The sequence below is a fragment of the Haloarcula sp. MBLA0163 genome, from assembly GCF_055632435.1.
This window is the reverse complement of record NZ_CM145745.1, coordinates 1,169,294-1,185,833: the sequence shown is the minus strand read 5'-3', so window position 1 is coordinate 1,185,833 and position 16,540 is coordinate 1,169,294. Positions and strand designations below refer to the sequence as shown.

The following is a 16,540-nucleotide window of genomic DNA, read 5'->3' as shown; positions in this document are numbered from 1 at the left end:
GATGGGTCCACCGTGCAACTTTCTCGGTCACACACCTCGCCAGCGACGGGTGTCACGCTCGCTTTTGCACCCGGTGGGCAAGGACCCCTTAGGAAGTGTACCGAAGGGTACCAAATCCAAATACCCACCCCTCCCTTCGGTCGGGCTGGACCGCACCGCAAAACCGCAATACTACCGCACCGGTAAGATTCTCCGAACAGGAGAAACAGGGTTATACACCGGGTTTCATGAACAAATCGACCCCAAGAACTAGAACTCCTATTGCTGCCATCCTGAGGAAGCGATATCACTCTTTTCGAAGAATAATTGGTATGCTAATAGATTCTTCCTAAACGTAGAGAGTTACTAAGAACATCTATCTATCTCATTTTGAAAATAAAACGGTGGATTACCAATACAAAATAAGGGGTTACAGTGGCATGAGTAGCTCCGAAGGATCGTAGGGGGGTGCAGAGACCGTTATAGCTACTCACTGAAACAACTATGAAAATCGATAGACGCAAGCTGTTAAAGAGAGCAGGAGGATCGCTCATTACACTCGGTGCAGCTGGTGCTGGTCTCAGTGCGATGATAGGAGGGGCCACCGCAACTGGGGGAACCAACTTCGGAAGTACGTCCTTGACGAGTAATGACGGGACTGTGGAGTATGTTGCCATTTTTGGTGACTCTGTGGTTAGCTGGGACGGCTTCGATGCACCAGCCACGCAGGCTCGCATCGTTAACGGCGCGAGTGCACGCAAAGAGAACGAATCGCGAGGAAGTCTCATCAGTAGACAGAATCTCAACGATACGGGAAAATTCGATCTTTCCCAAGGCGACTCGTGGGGTGGTGCTGGCGAAACTATCAGCACTTCCGACGGCGGGCGTGAAGGGACCATCAAGAGCGATATTGGATACGGCTCTGGTGGGAACAAAAACGAAGAGGTCTACTGGGAGATCGTTGATGATGGCGACAGCGAAACGCTGAACGATTACGGACTTCCTTCGAACCCACTCCCTGCAACCCCATTCGAGGTTGATTCGGATGGCTCCTCGCAAGCCTACGTGATCACAATCTATACGAGGTACGAGTGGTACGACAGTTCAGATAATCTCATCTTCGAGAAGGAGTTCACCTCAGAAATCAACCTGACCGTGAACAATCAGGCTGCATCAGCTACGGGATCGACTGGTCCTGACGATGACGGAGCTGTCTCGGGCTGAGTTGACCTAAGGGAAGGCATACCTGCACAGTCTCGTCGATCCCACAGCAAGGATGGGAGACGTGATCGTACGCTCGAAATCCATCCTTTTATATCATCACTTTTTATCGTAACACCCGACGAGTCGGTTTCCTCTCTGACAGCACCGTTGATGGGTGGTAATCGAGTGATTTCCGTTTGCGTAGTCACCGTCGTAGTCCTTCTGCCCCATGCACGCGTTCTCCAGTTCTAATGCAAATCATCTAGTTTTTCCGGTGAGTTCGGGCGTCAGCAGGGTTCAAATCAGGCTAGATTGCACTAGAACACACGCTTCTCGGGCAATCCTATATCAGATTTCTCTCGGACGAGCGAATATCTTTATTAGAATCTAATATGAACCGTCTGTGCTACGATTGCTATGCATACAATTGACCCCACATTTGGTATTTCCTGTGAGTACTGTCCTCACTCAATTGAATCTGTATCTGTATCAGATGAAGATGCGAAGAAACTGAACGACGGGGACATTCCGCCGACTCATATAGAGATACAATGTCCAGCTTGTGACAACGTATTTTACTATAATATGGACCACTGGGACTCTTACAGATCGAACGACAGCATTTTCTCAAGCCCTGAAACGGAAACTCGAAAAACTTCCCCTGGGAACAACATCTACCTTCCAAAAGAGGAGCTCATCGAGGTCAACTAAGAGAGAAGGGTGAGTAATCTCTGCAATGTCTCGATAGTTCAGATTTGAGGAAATAACTGGATGCCTCCGCACGGGAGCACAGGCTTCTCGGCACTGAATTGGCTATCCTGCGTTGGTCAGTACAGACGGTCGCTCTCTCAACGGAGACTCAAATTACCACTTGGAATAACCGCAGATTCATACAAATTGCTGGTGAGGATTGTCGTATGGCTCAGCGTGCCCCGACGACTCTCCAGTACATTCTCGCTATCGTGGGGCCACTCATCGGGTTAGGACTCTTGTTTTTCAATTTCGTGGTGTCCTGTGGGCCGGTCGGGTATTCAGCGGGCGAATCGCCGCCGCGTGGGTTTCGATATGTCATCCTTGAGTGGCAGAACATCGGTATCGCGTACGGGAACGGCTGTGAGATAACATATCATCCGATTATTCTATTCGGCGGAATAGCCCTCATTGGTGCCGGAATCCTCTCCCTCTCCGTCATCTGGAGGCATACCGGACAATAAGTACGCCTACCGAACAGTTGTTTCACAATGACTCGTGCGGGATTGGTCCGCACTCATCCGGTAGATGCGCTCCACTGCGTATTGAGCTGTCGAAATGTATTTGATTCTACAGTTCCGTAGATAACACATGAGACGGTGGTGGACACGACGATCAGTCCTCCGAACCGCCGCAAGTCTGGGACTCGGCGGGGTGGCAGGTTGCTCGACAGCCCCCGTTCGTGGGCCGCCACCGAAGCCCCGTGTCGGAATGGAACCCCGTTCGTTCAGCCCGTCACGCCTCGTCATCAACCCAGGTGAGACAGTCACCTGGTGGAATAGCAGTTCTTTTCGTCATACCGTCACCGCATACCAAGAACGGATTCCAGACGAGGCAGCGTACTTTGCAAGCGGTGGATTTGCCTCTGAAACCGCCGCGCGGGGCAAAGACCTTCGGGCAGGGATACTCGAATCGGACGACCGATTCGAACACACATTCACCACGCCTGGGCACTTCTACTACTGCTGTATCCCACACGAAGATCTGGACACGATGGCTGGAACCATCGTCGTTCGGACAGAATCAGGTGAGATTCCGTCACCCCCGGAGGTAGTCCAACCGGATACTGATCACGTCGTCGGGATGGGTGTGCACGAGTATTATCCAGAGTCATTGCATATTCAAGTGGGCGATAGCGTTGGCTGGGTGAACGGTACAGGAATCGCCCACTCAGTCACTGGCGAGGCCGGCGGCGATGTTATTCCCGAAGGTGCAGACAGAGAATTCCCGGAAGATGGGGAGTACTTTGCAAGTGGCGGCTTCGATTCCGCAGAGGCCGCATTGGATGGCTGGAGGAAAGGGCGAGAAGGGGATATTCTTCCCGACAAGCCATTCGTCCACACCTTCGAGACTCCGGGAGAGTACCCATATCTGTGTCTCTTACATCAGCTCTGGATGCGAGGAACAGTGGTCGTACTCAACCCATAAAACAAACCGAGAACCCCTGTGTGCCCCGCTCGAAGGGAGAATCAATCCATACACAATATGCAGATGTACCGAACGGTAGTTACAGCCCAGATGAACGAGTATTAAACGACGATCTGCACCAGAACAGAGGATTTTCGCACATCAACAGATTCGCTCTCAAAACACTCGACAATCTGGTGTGTTACTTACTCACCCACCGGTCGGAGCTTCTCGCCGTCGTAGTCGACTACACCTTCCTCGATGAGTTCCTCCAGATTTCCTCTACTCGGTTCGGTTTCTCACAGGCAGCACAGAGTCCTGTTTTGAATCCGCTAAGACTGACACCGTCTGTCGGCCCCGTTGAGTTCAGCCGGAGGACCCGCAGCACTCTCGCTCGGAACTCGCTGTCGACCATGATCGGAACTATGTCGTTCGGGACTTGCAGTGCTACCCCAGCTACAATTCGTCTTGCAGTGTCTTCGCCCGCGTCTCTCCGATCCTGTCGACCTCCTGAAGCCGCTCGCAGTCGGCGGCGTGGAGGTCGGCCACGCTGTCGAACTCGTCGGCGAGGTCGCGAGAGAGTTCCTCGCCGATGCCGTCGACGTCGTCGCACATGTCCCGAATCGTCGTCGCCCGGTCGTCAACGAGGATGCCCAGCCGCCGTTCGAGTTCCTGTTCGCCTATCTCGTCGTCGAGATACGCCTGATGCGCTTCGTCGACCGGCGACACGTCCGCCTCGTTGGACTCCAGCCAGTCTGAGACGATCTCGTACGAGCGGCCGACGACGAACACGAGAACGGAGAGTACGAGGAGGGTTGGCCCGAGGTCGGTCATATCTGCGTACGTCGACGACCACACGCTGGACACCAGTCCGTCGACTGGTCGGCCGCACACCTCACGCACGCCACGAGTGGCACCTCGAACGGGGTGCTCACGGTACGTCGACCTCCCGGACACGCTGAGCGTAGGCGACGATCAGAAGGACCAAGCCGGCGACGATCGTCTCCGCCGGTACCTCCGCAGGCAAGAGCGGGACGTTCCCCGCGGCGACAGGTGCGACTATCAAGCCGACGCCGAGGACCCACAGCAGTTTCTCTGGCGTCGACGCGGCGACCGAGTCCAGCATGACCATGCCGAGGCCGCCCACTGCGAGGGCGACGCCGATCGCGACCGGTGCCAATCCGTCCACGAGGAGATTTCCGACCAGTGCAATGGGCAGCGCCGCACCCAGCAGCACGGTCGCGAGCTTCGCGAACACAGTGCCGTTCGCCATCAACGGCCCCTCCCGACGACGTTCGAGACCGTCTGTCCGAGGTTTCCATCGCCGAAGCGTCGATAGACCAGATACGCGCTACCGGCCAGCAGGCCCACGCCCACGAGCGTCGAAGCAGATCCGCCTCCACCGCCGCCCGTACCGGTCGGGCCGAACGCACCTCCGCTATCGAGCAGTCCCGAGAGATCTGCTGTCCCGTTGAACGTCGTCCCGTTCGCGAACGTGCCCGAGTAATCCAGCGTAGGGTTCTCTATCTCCGAGGCGTTGTTCGTGATGTTATCCGAGAGTCGGCCCTGGTAGTACTGGGTGGGATCATCGAACTCACGGGTATCGTTGTAGACTGCAGTACCGTTCCCATCGCGAATGACGTACTCGATCTCTTCAACGGGTTCCGGTGACCGGACCGTGACGGCTGTTCCATCACCAGCGAGCGACGATTCCAGTTCATTGAACCGGACGTCCAGACGTTCATCTAGTGTCGGCGTCGTCGTGCCGTTCGTCGCCGTCGCTGTAGTGGTGAACGCTGGCGACTTGATCACGAAGGTCGCCGACTGAATGGAGCCGACGGCGATGAATCCCTTCGCCTCCCATACCGCTGGTTCGTCGCTTACAATCGTGAAATTGTACGTCTTGCCGTCTGCCAGCCCGACGAACGCCTTCGTGTTATGGTTGAACGACGTCACCGACACTGAACCGTCGGGGCGCTCGGTGTAGAGTGTCGGATCGTCGGCGAACAGCTTTCCATCGGTGCGGTCATCGATACCGAACTCCATCGCGAATCCGTACCCGAAGTCAATCCCTGAGACGTCACTGCCAGCAACCTCGACATCTTTCGAGAGGGTACCGTACGTGTCAGAGTCGGCCGTGATCGTGTACGTTCCGTCCTGCAGTTCGAAGGAGTACTGTCCTGACGAGTCGGTTGTCGTCGAAATCCCAGTATCCGTCTTGACGGTCACACCCTCGATTGGGTTTCCATCCGGCCCACTGACGGTCCCAGCGACAACTGAGGCCGACGGGCCGTACATATAGCCGGTGTCGATCGCGTTGGTGTAGCCAGCAGTGGATATCGACCAGTCCTGACTCCCAGTTTCTGCGTCGTACCTCGTGACGCTCTGGTCGGTCGCCACAAACACGTGCTTGCCTTCGACACTCCCCTCAACCGGGCTGTAGGAGTCGGTCCCGACACTCCAGACGACACTGCCATCTTGATTTAGACGCTTGAGGTCCGAACCGTCACCGACAGTGTAGATATCAGTCGCGTCCGGCGTTGTGGAGACGAAGTTCAGCGTATTTCCGTAGACACCGAATGAATTGATGATGGACCCGTCAGTACGGTCTATCTGCTTGAGATTACCGTTAGATGTCCCACCGTACAGGTACCCGCTCTTGTACTGTATATTGTAGAACTGAGTCGAAGTGTCCTCCCACAAGACTGAGCCATCGGTTCCGTCCACTCGGTAATATGCCGAGGAACCGTCAGCAGTGCTATCTCCAGCAGCAACGTACAGACTTTCGTTTTCATCGACCGTTAGCGAATCAATTCCACCGTCACTCGAGATTGCGGATAGATCGGTGTAGTCTGTCTTCCACAGTCGGTCCCCGTTCTGGGAATCGAACGCACGAATGACACCACCACCGGCGGCACCGACGTACACCCTCTCACCAGTGTAGTCGACCGCGATGCCGTAGAGGTTGGAAGATATCACACTGTCTTGCCATTTGATCGTTCCATTCGCGACATACATGGCGTACAGTGTCCCAGCGCCAGTACCAGCATACACTAACTCGTTGTCAGGACCCCGCTGAACGACTTCCACGTTATCGTCGGTCCCTGTTTGCCAGAGTACCGACCCGTCGGCTGGGTCCAGGGCCGTCACTTGTTTGCCATTATTGCCCTCGCCGACGAACACGATCTCGCTGTTCGCATATTGGGCCGCCGCAGCCGGTTGAGCGGCGAGCGATGTGACGACGCCAACGACAGCGACAATCACAAGCATCGCCTGCCCAACCGCCAGTACGCGAGTTCGTATTCTCGACGCGTTTGTTTCAGAACTATCCGACGAACCGCGAGCTGTACTGTCTCTCATACGTTGTCTACCTCACTGATTGCGTCCTGCAGTTGTTCGACGAGTGAGCCGGTGCCTTCGAGTTCGAGAATGCCCGTCACCGAGCCAACGACCAGCAACAGGAGGACGATGAACCCGATGAGCGATGCGACCCGCGAGTACCGAGCGAGGACGACGAACACGTCCGCGGCCTCTCGCAGGTACCACAACGCGACGACGACCGCCGCCAATCCGCCGATAGCGATGCCCTCGACGCCGACATGACTCGCCAACAGTTCGAGGAGGCCTCGCACGAGTTCGTAGACGACAGCCATCACGCGACCACACCTCCGCGGTACTGCGTGCGCTCACACGGGGGGACCCCCTCGTGTCCTATCTGAAGCACGCGCGCGTGTGAAGCCGACAGACCGATCGGCGCGAGACGGGCGCTCGGCCCCGATTTTGTGTTTCGAACCGTGGGCCGAATCTGCTCAGATTTTTCAATTTTTTCTGAGCGAACAGCGACTTGCTCAGACACCGCCAACCGCCTCCTGCCAGTTTCGAAAGTCGATGCTGACCTCGGCGTCGAGTTTGGCCTGCGCCTTCAGATTCGGCCATTTGATGGGCGCGAAGTGTGGCGCTTTCCAGACGACGCCCTCACCTGCATCCATATCGGAGGTGAGATCCGTATTTAGCGGACAGGAGCGGTCACCGGGTAGCGTCCGGCCGATTGGCGGCTTGTTGCCGTTCATCGTCAACCGCCAGCGGATCTTTTGCCGGCCGAACTGGTGGACCTCCGACAGGGCGTGGGCCTGGTAGCCAAACGAGACACCTTTCTTCCGAGCGTCGGCGTACTTGTTGCGGAACCAGCGGAGCTTGTCGTAGTGCTCGTGAACGTCCTTCTGAGCATCCGGGTCCAGCAGGTTTCCCGCCTCGTCGAAGTTGATGAACGTCGGATGCGGGAACACGTCACCGGAGATCCGGTGAGCGACGAACGCGAACCACCACTGGTCGGCGTCAGTCGGTTGGTTCGGACCGTTGTCGTCGGCAGGCGTCACCTCGCGGTAGTCGAAGTAGTTGAACTTCGAAACCTCGCGACAGCCCCGATGCAGCGGGTCAGGGAAGACGACGTAGAATTGCCCCGGCAGCAACTGGGACATGAGGTCCTGAACGGACTCATACCGGATGACGTCCCGAGCGATGTCCTCGGGCCGTACCTCGAACTCTTCGACGGTGACATTCTGGGGCACGATACGGACGCGCGTGCCCATGCCCTCGGGTATCGCGAGCGTAGCAAACGGTGCCAAGGACAGCCACTCGGTCCGCTCGTTCGTGCCGGACTCGTCGACGGATTCGGCCCAGATGCAGGTCTCGTTGTTGACTTCCATCCGCCAGAGTACCTGTGACAGCGCCAGCGTCGTCTTGCCGCCGCCGGGCTCACCATGGGCGAACAGGTCAGTGCCACCGACAGCACGGATGTCCTGTACGCGATTGGGATCGTCTGCGATCCACTCCAGTGTCTTTGCTCTGTACCGAGGGTACCGCTCCAGTGCCTCGTGTGAGGGATTCGGGTCACGGAAGTCGTAATCGACTTTCCCTGCTAGTTCCCGGAGGAACTCAAGATCTCGTTCGTCAGTGTGAACGATAGCGTCGACGAACGCTCGTGGGAACTTCGCCACGGCCGCGTCGTTCCGCGCGGCTGAAGCGAGGTATTTGTGCAGTGGTGGGATGTTGAACTGGCGGTGTAGCTCCTCCCCATCATTATGATTGGGCGCCTCTACGTCGCCGAGTGCTTGACATGACGTCTCGTGTGGCTCTGTAACCTCGCGTAGCTGTGCTCGAATCTTCGCCTGCGTATCGGCTTTCGGGTCAATTAACGAACTCATCGTATCACCAGTCCGGTGGCTCCGTGTCGTCTGGCTGCCCGATGTCCGGGCTCTCCTTTGCGCGGCCGCTCAGCTCACGGACGCCACGCCGGAACATCGGTAGCAGATAATGCGCCGCGAACAGGCGGCGGGCCTGTGCATCCGTCTCCGTGTCACCGGTCAGCACTGCGACCGTCGATTCCTCGCGATAGACGCGTGTGATCCACTCCTTGTCGAGTTCGCCGTGGGTCGCCAACAGCACGTCGTGGCCCCAGTCCAGCACTTCCGACCGCTCATCGAAGCCCTCGAGCAGCGACCCGAGCGAGCGCTGTTGCCACTCCTCTAACTCGGAGATAGCCGGCCGCATCGCGACGAACTGCTGGCGCGTCGCCTCGTGAGCGTCCTCGTCGTCGGCCGCGTCGATGTACTCGGTCGCATCGCCGCGGAGGCGTCGGAACGCATCACGATGCGCCGGATGGATGTAGTGAGCCAGCAATCGACCTCGGAGCTGTCTGGCCGTGTCGTCATCGAGGTCGGTCATCCGGCCTCGACGCTTGCTCGGAATGAGCAGCGCAGCCAGTAAAACACCCTGTGGGCCACGGAACTGCCGGGTCATATCCGCATAGACGGTGCGGTCCAGCCGCCCCAGCGTTCGGATCGTCATCTCTTGCAGCCACGTCAGCACGCGCTTTTCCGAAGCCAATCCGTGCTGGAGTTCCTGCGTGAGTTCGCGGACGTCTTGAGTGAGTGTGACCAGCGCCGGCCGATACGGTTTGGGGACCTCGGCGTCAGTCATCGTCGGCCACCTCCCCAGTGCCGAGTGGGTCACTCTCGCGGCGATTGTCGGTTACTTCGTCGTCGACGTCGTCCTCATCGACAGCGGCCGGGACCTGCTCTTCGGGATCGAGCATCCCCTCGACGAGCGTGCGGTCGTGGTCAGCGACTTCGCGGTCGACGTCGCGCTGTTTGCTGATGCGCTCGCTGTCGAGCTGGTCCTTGACTTCGCGAAATCGTTTCGCGTCGTCGACGTCCTCGGTGAACTGGAGCATCGTCGCGAACGCCGTCCGGATATGGACCGGGGCCGGTCGCACGGCGGCCTTGCCATCGGTCGGCGTCGCCAGCCACACCAGCAGGCCGGCCGTCGTAACGCCGGTGACCGGCATCGCTGACGCGTACCCAAGGAATACAGACCCGAACGCAACTCCGATGGCCGAGACGATTGCCAGCCACTCTCCGGTATGCATCCGGTCGAGCGGCGGCCAATCGAGTGTCCAGCCCTCCGCTTCGTAGAACAGGACCTCCGGCGATTCAGGATCCGCGATGAACATCTCATCCCAATTGCCGTTGACCGTGATTCGTGTCCGGAGCTGTTCGACGTTCTTCAGTTCGGCGCTCTTGCCAAACACACGTGCGAGGAACGGGAACAGGCCAGCTTTAACGACCAACACCGTGCCGTCAGGCTTGCGGACGATCTTCTCCTCTTCTACATCGACGTCGACGATGTCGAACGCATCGTCGCCGGTAGGACTCGTCGCGTATTCAAGCGTCGGCCGGACGAACCCGGCCTTGCTGACGCCGCTCGTGTACGTCTCGAGGAGAATAATCCCGAACAGGGCCACGACGTACAGTGAGACGACGTACTGGGCGTTGACGACGAGATTCGCGAGTGACTCGAAGAACAGCAGCCCACCGAGTCCGGTCCCCAGCGAGAGGGCGAATATCCACGGCGTATAGCCATATCCCGGCCCTCGACCTGCTTCGTCGAGTGCCCACTTGCACACCCAGCCGACGGCGAATCCGCCGATGACGATTATCAGCAGGAAGTCAACAATGACCGAGGCGATGTAGTCTCCAGCGCTGTTGATGTCCACCGATTGGGTGGTCGCGATGCTCTTGTGGCCGAAGTTGGCCCATCGCGCGTACTCCTTGCCCTCGATCCACATCGTCACGCGCACTTCCTCGTCGTGCTGGCGGAGCGGGATCTTCACCGTTGGCCGCCCTCGCTCAAACGTGACGGTGTGCGTTACGTGCGTGACGTTCCTCGCGACTGGGATGGTCGTAGTCGTATTTCCCCGCTGGACCGTTTGCTGGCCTTTCTCCCAGTAGGCAACGTGGACCGTCTCCTGCTGGTCTTCGTAGGTCCAGGTGCGGAGATAGACGGCGTTCCGGCCGACGGTGTGGCCTGGCGGCAGGTACTCCCCGCTATCGGTTGCGCCTGGATTGGCGAAGGGGTTGTCGGCCGGCCAGTAGACCACCCAGAAGAACTGGTCGGCCCCCATGCGGACGCTCGGGGGTGAGTTCGCCTGTCGCGGTCCCGTCTTCGTAAGGTCGTCGAGGGTGATGCTGGTGTCGTCGCTGGCGCTGGCGTTCCCGGCTGTCTCGGTGGTCGCCTGTGCGTCGACGGCCCCGACGACTGGCGAGATGACCAGCACCCCGACCAGCGCCAACATCGCGATGGGTGCCCGGCTCATGTCGTGGGTAGGTCCTCAACGTACCGAGCGCGTCTGTCGACCCGTTTCAGTGCCACGAGCAAGCCGAGTGTCACGAGTAGTGCGAACCCGGCCAGTACGTACTGACCAGCCGCGGCCGTGACCGCACCGATGTACGCCGCCGCACCGAGGCTGGCGAGTGTCGTGATTGCTTCGGGTGCAACCTGTGGGTGAGTAACCGTCGCCAGCGAGTACGGCTTAGTCATCCGTCACCTCCGCCGTTCGGACGGCTTCGGTCTCGATATGGTCGACGAGGATGCGGCTCTCGGCGTCGGCGGCTGCACACTCACCCGAGCAGTAGACCCACTCGCCCATCGACCGCTCCGTGACAACCGATACTGGGCCGAGCCGGGCCCGGCGGGGTGTCCCCGAGGCGTGAACTTCAACGTACTCGCTGAGGCCGGCACGACTTGACTGCGACCGAATGTGCTCACCGCACGCATCGCACGTCGCTTCACATTCCGGTCGCCCATTGTCGTACGCCAGCACCACGCCGAGCACGACAGCGACGACGCCCCCGATCAACGGTGCTAGTACGTCACCGCCAGCGAGCGCCCAACTCACGACGGCATCAACAGTCCAATACGCGCCGAGAAGTCCGATAGCCAGACCCAGCCAGCCACCGAGCGAGAGGTCAGACAGCTGGACGCTGTCGACATCGACGAGGTCAGACATAGTCGTCCACCTCCACGACGAGGAACACCAGCCCAACAAGCAGGAACGCAATACCGACGAATTGGGACGTACTGATGGTGAACAGGCCAGAGAGTGCCCCCGCACCGAGACCCGTGATGCCGAGGTTGGTCACGAAGTACGGATGTGTGACGACGAACTCGACGGCCATGCCGATGAGGTCGCCGAACTGGACGAGGCCCACCGAGACGGCCGCACCGACGGCCATCGCGACGGCCGTCACCCACTTCATCGTCCGGTCCCACGAAACCGCGAGATCGTCGCTGCGGGCGTAGGCGACACCGAAGCGGGCGAGGACAACAGTGCCGAGGATGGCGACGAACACGCCGATGCCCGCTAACACGTTTAGTGGCATGGCCCACCTCGAGGCCGGCGAGTGGTGCGCCCTCTGAGCGAGGGGAGTCGGTCCGTGCGTTTCGTGTGGTTGTGTCGTTTCATCTGTTGTCGAAGAACGTTTGCACCCGATCCACGAGGCGATCGACTTGCACGGCGACGAACACGATGGCGGCAGCGACGAGCACCTTCGTTCCCAGTGCGCCGTAGCCGACTTCCGGCATGAGCGTCGTCGCGGTTGTCGCGACTGCTGGGAACCAGTAGCCGGACGTCGTCGAGATAAGCGCCCAGGCTGGCTCTATCCAGCCGATACTCAGTTGCCCGACCGCGCTCACGAGGACGGCGAGCGCCGTCAGCGGGTGCACAACGAGTTGTTTGAGTCGTTGCATGCTATCTCAGCCCCAGCAAGTCGACGATGCTACTCCCGATGGGGACCTCGCCCAGTAGTGCGATGCCGACACGGTAGCCGACATACAGCGAGACCGCGGCAAACCCGACGGCGAGGACTGGTGCAGCCGGGCCGGCGGTCGATACGATGGCAGCCACCGTCCGCTGAACCGTGGCGTAGGCCCCGAGCAGGTCGATTCCGATGCTCCCGAACGCCAGCACCAGCGTGATGCGAATGCCGTCGAAGAACCCGACGACGATTCCAAACGCCGAGAGGATGCTGTTAGCCGCAAACGCGCCCAGGTTCAGGAAGCCGTTCACGATATACAGTGAGATGATCGTCGCCACGAACCCGACTGGGTCGCGGCCGAAGCGGACGAGCACTCGTGCGACGCTCGCCAGCGGCGCCAGCGTCTTCAGCAGCTCGCGCGTGGTGAGTTCATCACGACTACCCGACACGGTTCACCACCCACGCAATCGGGAACAGCGTCACCAGTACGATTCCGAGTGCGACCAGAAAGCCAGCGAACCCGGCCTCGAGGACGTATGGGACCGCCGCAGCGAATCCCTGGTCGATGATGACGCTCGGGAGACCGTAGACGATACTGACCGCACGGGCGAGAAAGTCCGTGTATCCTGCTAGCAGCGCGATCGGGATATCGACCAGCGACAGGAACGCCGCAACGAACCCCTCGGCGTACGCAAAGACGCTCGCCCCGAACAGCACGATTGCGAGGCGTCTCCACCGGATCGAAGCGTTCTCGACGAAGTCGCTGGCGCTGACCATCAACTATCCCTCTTCCTCCTCTTCGGCGTCGATGAATCCGGGCGTCGGCAGGTCGAGCCCCGTCCCGATGAGCGGGAAGAAGTTCGTCGTGTCCTCTTCGCTGACGTACGCCAGCACGACGTACAACCCGAGCAGCACGATACCGATACCGAACACGAACGAGAGCGGACTGGCGAACAGGCCACCAGGCCCGATCGATACTGCACTGGCGATAGCCCCGAAGTTGATGATCCGTGCCGAGCCACCGATGATCGAACTGATGAGGCCACCGACCTCGCGGATGAACGTCTGGGTCGGGATGATGAACACGTCCGCCAGCGTGAGGACGCCACTCGCGAGTGCCGACCCGATGGCGAAGAACACCGCGCCGATGAACTGGAAGATGATACCGCCGATGCTGTCCGCGTCGGCGGCCCGGTCGAACAGGCGGCGGACACGTGGCCCGCCCGCACCGGACGCGGACACGGTCAGGACCCTCCGCGAACCAGTCGGTTCAACCCGACAGCGCCAGCGATGGCGGCCACGACGCCAGTGACCTGGCCCCACAGCGTCGAGAAGAAGCCAACGGACGTACCAGTCGGGCCGCCAGCCAGCGATTGCTGGATCGTGTCGATCTCCTCGTCCTGGTAGAGGATGACCATGTGGACACGGTAATTCGTGTCAGCGCTGACGTCGGCAACGAACGTCGCCGTCGAGCCCTGCGAGCCGAACGAGTCCGTGACGCTCGTGTAGGCGCCGTCCTGGTCGGTGAGGTTACCGAACGCCTCGGTCGTGTCGGCACCGGTCGCCACGTCGGCGATGGCGTAGCGTGACTCGACGAGACCCTGTTCGAACTCCAGCGTGATCGTGCCGTGGCTCAGATCGATGGCCGACGGTACTTGCATATCCGCGTAGAGTTCCAGCTTCTGTGGGTAGTTGTAGTCGTCCGCCGACGAGATGTTCGTCGAGTACTCCTCGTCGTCGGAGATATCCGAGAGCTGGTACTGGACGTCGTAGACGTGCAGGTCGTTGATGACCGCGTCGTCGTAGATGCCGCCCAGCGTATCGAGACCGGTGATGTTCACGACGCCGCCCTCGTAGTAGTTCGTGGCCGTCGTCGTCTCGAGCTCGCCGTCACCGTCAGTGTCGCGCTCGATCTCCGCCAGCTCACTTTCGCTCTTTTTGTCGAGGTCAAGGCCGGCGACGGTGACCGTCACATCGTTGTCGACGCCGACGATCTCGACTTGCTGGATACCGTCAAATGAACCGTCACCGCTGCCGGCCAGCGGCAGGTTCGAGAGTTTCTCGGCGAACACGATGCCGTTGCCAGTGCTGTTCGCAACGATATCGTCTGCCGAGGCATCAGCCGAACCATTGATTTCGGCGTAGCGGTAGTCACCATCGGCGTCGACGGCCCGGATCTCCGCAGTTCCCGAAAGCGTGTCCACGTTCAAGACCGTCGTGAGGACGCGCTTGTTCGGGTCGCTAGTGATGGAGACGTTATCGGCGTACGCCCCAGTCGCGGTCTCTCCGCTAGCAACGGTAGCCGCAAATTGCAGTTTGTCGATGCCGTCGGCGTCAGCATCGCTGACCGATATGGACGAGGACGCTCCGCTTGTCGTCGTCCAGTCCGATGCGACGGTCCAGTTCGCCGAGTTCGCGCTCTCTCCGTCGATGCGCGGGAACAGGTGGTATGCGTCGGCGTCGATCTGGTCGAAGCGGACGCCAACGGGTGTATCCTGGGACTGATTGACCGTCGCCGGGAGTTCGGTTATGTCACCGGAGTCGTTGTAGTACTGTATCGCCGAGGACATCTCCGAGTTGTCCCACTCGTTGATGACCAGTTCGTCCTCGACAGCGGTCGGGTTCGGTGCTTTCTCCGAGGAGAAGTTCAGGCCGGGTGCCGCCGCCGCGGTGCCGGCGATGGGCGATGCAATTACCGTCAGGGTGAGGAATACCGCGAGTATCGTGCGTCTCATTCGTTGTGTGGGCGGTTCCGGTCGCTACCCGTAGCTGTCTGGTCGGTGCCGCCGTCCGTCGCCGTCGACGGTGTCGGGTGGTCGATGTCGGCCTTCGCTCGGTCTATGGCGCTTCGGGCGCCTTGCTGACCGGCGACCCACAGCGTTCCCAGCACGAGCGGGAGTGCCAGCAGCACTGCCGACAGGCCGGCCCAGTCCGCCGTCGCAAGAATCGATGCGATGGTCGCGTAGCCGGCCAGATGGACGAGAGTGGCGCGGTCGTTCACGCGTCGACCTCCGGTGGGTTGTCAGGCACTCGAAGGTACAGGTTGGGCTGTTCCGCTGCTTTCTCCGGGTCGCTCGTCATAAGCTTCCCAGCACGCTCGACTCTATCTTCGAGGTCGCCATGGGTCAGGAGGTTGTCCCACTCGAGATGGAGCGAGTTCAGGTCGGCAACGAGTTCGAGCACACCGTCGTAGTCGTTGGCGTCGAGTGAATCAAGCTGGCCGGCGTAGCCATCAGGCTGGACATGGATTACGCCACATCCCTGGCTGATGAGGTGGAGCCCAAGGTACTCCGTGCTCTCGCTCGCCGGTATCGACCCTTCGACGGCGTCATGGAGATTGTACTCGCTGAACGGGTCGATGGGTCCGCCGGGATGGTCGCCAGTCACGCGCCACCACCAGCCGGATGTTCTCCGAGGAGATCACGGCTCGCGCCGGCCGCCTCGCGACGGGCTCGCTCGCGTCGTCGTTCATTGACGTTACGCCAGTCGGTTCGATACAGTCGAAACGCGGTCTCCTCCGCGCTGTCCGGTGGTTCGTCGCCACCGGACGGGTGGTCGGTCATGGGTAGGGGTACAGGCCCGCGATTCCTCGCGGGTTGCCCGCCCGACCACGGTAGCTACCAAATATCCCTCGCTGGTCTACACGTCGTGTACACACTGTGTGAGCCGTAGCAACGTTTAAGCCGTATGCCGTGGGCTCAGCGTGTGATCATGCAGAAACTCCAAAACCACGACGGGTCCGGCGTGGTGACGATTCCGAAGCGCGACCTCGAACGCGATGGGCTGCTCAATGAGGATGGCCAGCCCGATGGTGCGCACCTCACTGTTGACCGACTTGGAGAGCGCGTGTACGCCGTGCGCGTGTGCGATGGGGATATTCCTGAGCTGTCCGAGTGCGAGGCGATTCAGCGGATTGTTGCCGAACGGCTGCTCAACGAGGACGTGTTCGGGCAGCGGCAGGGTGAGTGATCATCTTGCCCACGTTGAGGGAGTTGAAATACATAAAGAAAGTATCAATCTCACACGGATGAGCGTTGTGCATAGTCTTCGTATTCGTAGTTACGATTCTGACGACCAAACGGATACACAAAGAGAGGTCGTGAAAT

22 protein-coding genes are annotated in these 16,540 nt (G+C 59.7%); 5 read left to right on the top strand and 17 right to left on the bottom strand.

Going from position 1 to position 16,540, the window contains the following annotated elements; genetic code table 11:
- The first annotated feature begins 483 nt into the window (after positions 1–483).
- From ACV7GQ_RS06265 to ACV7GQ_RS06250, 4 genes are all read left to right on the top strand, one after another.
- Positions 484–1,203 carry a hypothetical protein gene (locus ACV7GQ_RS06265; RefSeq protein ID WP_470312668.1) on the top strand — a complete coding sequence of 240 codons (720 nt, stop codon included), beginning with the start codon at positions 484–486 and terminating at the stop codon, positions 1,201–1,203.
- A gap of 396 nt (positions 1,204–1,599) precedes the next feature.
- Positions 1,600–1,893 carry a hypothetical protein gene (locus ACV7GQ_RS06260; protein WP_470312667.1) on the top strand — a complete coding sequence of 98 codons (294 nt, stop codon included), beginning with the start codon at positions 1,600–1,602 and terminating at the stop codon, positions 1,891–1,893.
- A 206-nt stretch (positions 1,894–2,099) separates the two neighbouring features.
- On the top strand, positions 2,100–2,396 hold the full coding sequence (locus tag ACV7GQ_RS06255) for a hypothetical protein (RefSeq protein WP_470312666.1): 297 nt from the start codon (positions 2,100–2,102) through the stop codon (positions 2,394–2,396).
- Positions 2,397–2,643: 247 nt separating this feature from the next.
- Positions 2,644–3,360, top strand: a complete 717-nt coding sequence (locus ACV7GQ_RS06250) for a cupredoxin domain-containing protein (protein WP_470312665.1) — start codon at positions 2,644–2,646, stop codon at positions 3,358–3,360.
- Positions 3,361–3,795: 435 nt separating this feature from the next.
- Here ACV7GQ_RS06250 and ACV7GQ_RS06245 read toward each other — a convergent pair whose 3' ends face one another.
- The 17 genes from ACV7GQ_RS06245 to ACV7GQ_RS06165 all read right to left on the bottom strand — a co-directional run bounded on the left by ACV7GQ_RS06245 (position 3,796) and on the right by ACV7GQ_RS06165 (position 15,821).
- Positions 3,796–4,173 carry a helix-hairpin-helix domain-containing protein gene (locus ACV7GQ_RS06245; RefSeq protein WP_470312664.1) on the bottom strand — a complete coding sequence of 126 codons (378 nt, stop codon included), beginning with the start codon at positions 4,171–4,173 and terminating at the stop codon, positions 3,796–3,798.
- 97 nt (positions 4,174–4,270) lie between these two features.
- A complete protein-coding gene (locus ACV7GQ_RS06240) occupies positions 4,271–4,612 on the bottom strand; it encodes a hypothetical protein (protein ID WP_470312663.1) in 342 nt (113 codons plus the stop codon).
- Positions 4,612–6,699 carry an outer membrane protein assembly factor BamB family protein gene (locus ACV7GQ_RS06235; RefSeq protein WP_470312662.1) on the bottom strand — a complete coding sequence of 696 codons (2,088 nt, stop codon included), beginning with the start codon at positions 6,697–6,699 and terminating at the stop codon, positions 4,612–4,614. The genes ACV7GQ_RS06240 and ACV7GQ_RS06235 overlap by 1 nt, the downstream gene beginning before the upstream one ends.
- A complete protein-coding gene (locus ACV7GQ_RS06230) occupies positions 6,696–6,992 on the bottom strand; it encodes a hypothetical protein (protein WP_470312661.1) in 297 nt (98 codons plus the stop codon). The genes ACV7GQ_RS06235 and ACV7GQ_RS06230 overlap by 4 nt, the downstream gene beginning before the upstream one ends.
- 195 nt (positions 6,993–7,187) lie before the next feature.
- Positions 7,188–8,543 carry a hypothetical protein gene (locus ACV7GQ_RS06225; protein ID WP_470312660.1) on the bottom strand — a complete coding sequence of 452 codons (1,356 nt, stop codon included), beginning with the start codon at positions 8,541–8,543 and terminating at the stop codon, positions 7,188–7,190.
- Positions 8,544–8,547: 4 nt separating this feature from the next.
- Entirely contained in the window at positions 8,548–9,318 is a 771-nt protein-coding gene (locus tag ACV7GQ_RS06220; protein WP_470312659.1) for a hypothetical protein, read from the bottom strand.
- On the bottom strand, positions 9,311–10,993 hold the full coding sequence (locus tag ACV7GQ_RS06215) for a hypothetical protein (RefSeq protein ID WP_470312658.1): 1,683 nt from the start codon (positions 10,991–10,993) through the stop codon (positions 9,311–9,313). Before ACV7GQ_RS06215 ends, ACV7GQ_RS06220 begins: the two co-directional genes overlap by 8 nt.
- Positions 10,990–11,217 (bottom strand): hypothetical protein, encoded by a 228-nt coding sequence (locus ACV7GQ_RS06210; RefSeq protein WP_470312657.1) that lies wholly within the window; start codon positions 11,215–11,217, stop codon positions 10,990–10,992. The genes ACV7GQ_RS06215 and ACV7GQ_RS06210 overlap by 4 nt, the downstream gene beginning before the upstream one ends.
- Positions 11,210–11,686 (bottom strand): hypothetical protein, encoded by a 477-nt coding sequence (locus ACV7GQ_RS06205; RefSeq protein ID WP_470312656.1) that lies wholly within the window; start codon positions 11,684–11,686, stop codon positions 11,210–11,212. The genes ACV7GQ_RS06210 and ACV7GQ_RS06205 overlap by 8 nt, the downstream gene beginning before the upstream one ends.
- Positions 11,679–12,059 (bottom strand): hypothetical protein, encoded by a 381-nt coding sequence (locus ACV7GQ_RS06200; RefSeq protein ID WP_470312655.1) that lies wholly within the window; start codon positions 12,057–12,059, stop codon positions 11,679–11,681. The genes ACV7GQ_RS06205 and ACV7GQ_RS06200 overlap by 8 nt, the downstream gene beginning before the upstream one ends.
- A 79-nt stretch (positions 12,060–12,138) precedes the next feature.
- Entirely contained in the window at positions 12,139–12,426 is a 288-nt protein-coding gene (locus tag ACV7GQ_RS06195) for a hypothetical protein (protein WP_470312654.1), read from the bottom strand.
- Between the two features lies 1 nt (position 12,427).
- A complete protein-coding gene (locus ACV7GQ_RS06190) occupies positions 12,428–12,883 on the bottom strand; it encodes a hypothetical protein (RefSeq protein ID WP_470312653.1) in 456 nt (151 codons plus the stop codon).
- Entirely contained in the window at positions 12,873–13,211 is a 339-nt protein-coding gene (locus ACV7GQ_RS06185; RefSeq protein ID WP_470312652.1) for a hypothetical protein, read from the bottom strand. The genes ACV7GQ_RS06190 and ACV7GQ_RS06185 overlap by 11 nt, the downstream gene beginning before the upstream one ends.
- A 3-nt stretch (positions 13,212–13,214) precedes the next feature.
- Entirely contained in the window at positions 13,215–13,676 is a 462-nt protein-coding gene (locus tag ACV7GQ_RS06180; RefSeq protein ID WP_470312651.1) for a hypothetical protein, read from the bottom strand.
- Positions 13,677–13,678: 2 nt separating this feature from the next.
- Positions 13,679–15,169 carry a hypothetical protein gene (locus tag ACV7GQ_RS06175; RefSeq protein WP_470312650.1) on the bottom strand — a complete coding sequence of 497 codons (1,491 nt, stop codon included), beginning with the start codon at positions 15,167–15,169 and terminating at the stop codon, positions 13,679–13,681.
- Positions 15,166–15,435 (bottom strand): hypothetical protein, encoded by a 270-nt coding sequence (locus tag ACV7GQ_RS06170; protein WP_470312649.1) that lies wholly within the window; start codon positions 15,433–15,435, stop codon positions 15,166–15,168. The genes ACV7GQ_RS06175 and ACV7GQ_RS06170 overlap by 4 nt, the downstream gene beginning before the upstream one ends.
- Positions 15,432–15,821 carry a hypothetical protein gene (locus ACV7GQ_RS06165; RefSeq protein ID WP_470312648.1) on the bottom strand — a complete coding sequence of 130 codons (390 nt, stop codon included), beginning with the start codon at positions 15,819–15,821 and terminating at the stop codon, positions 15,432–15,434. Before ACV7GQ_RS06165 ends, ACV7GQ_RS06170 begins: the two co-directional genes overlap by 4 nt.
- Positions 15,822–16,145: 324 nt before the next feature.
- Here ACV7GQ_RS06165 and ACV7GQ_RS06160 point away from each other — a divergent pair, with 324 nt between their 5' ends.
- Positions 16,146–16,403, top strand: a complete 258-nt coding sequence (locus ACV7GQ_RS06160) for a DUF8053 family protein (RefSeq protein WP_470312647.1) — start codon at positions 16,146–16,148, stop codon at positions 16,401–16,403.
- The last annotated feature ends 137 nt before the right edge of the window (positions 16,404–16,540 follow it).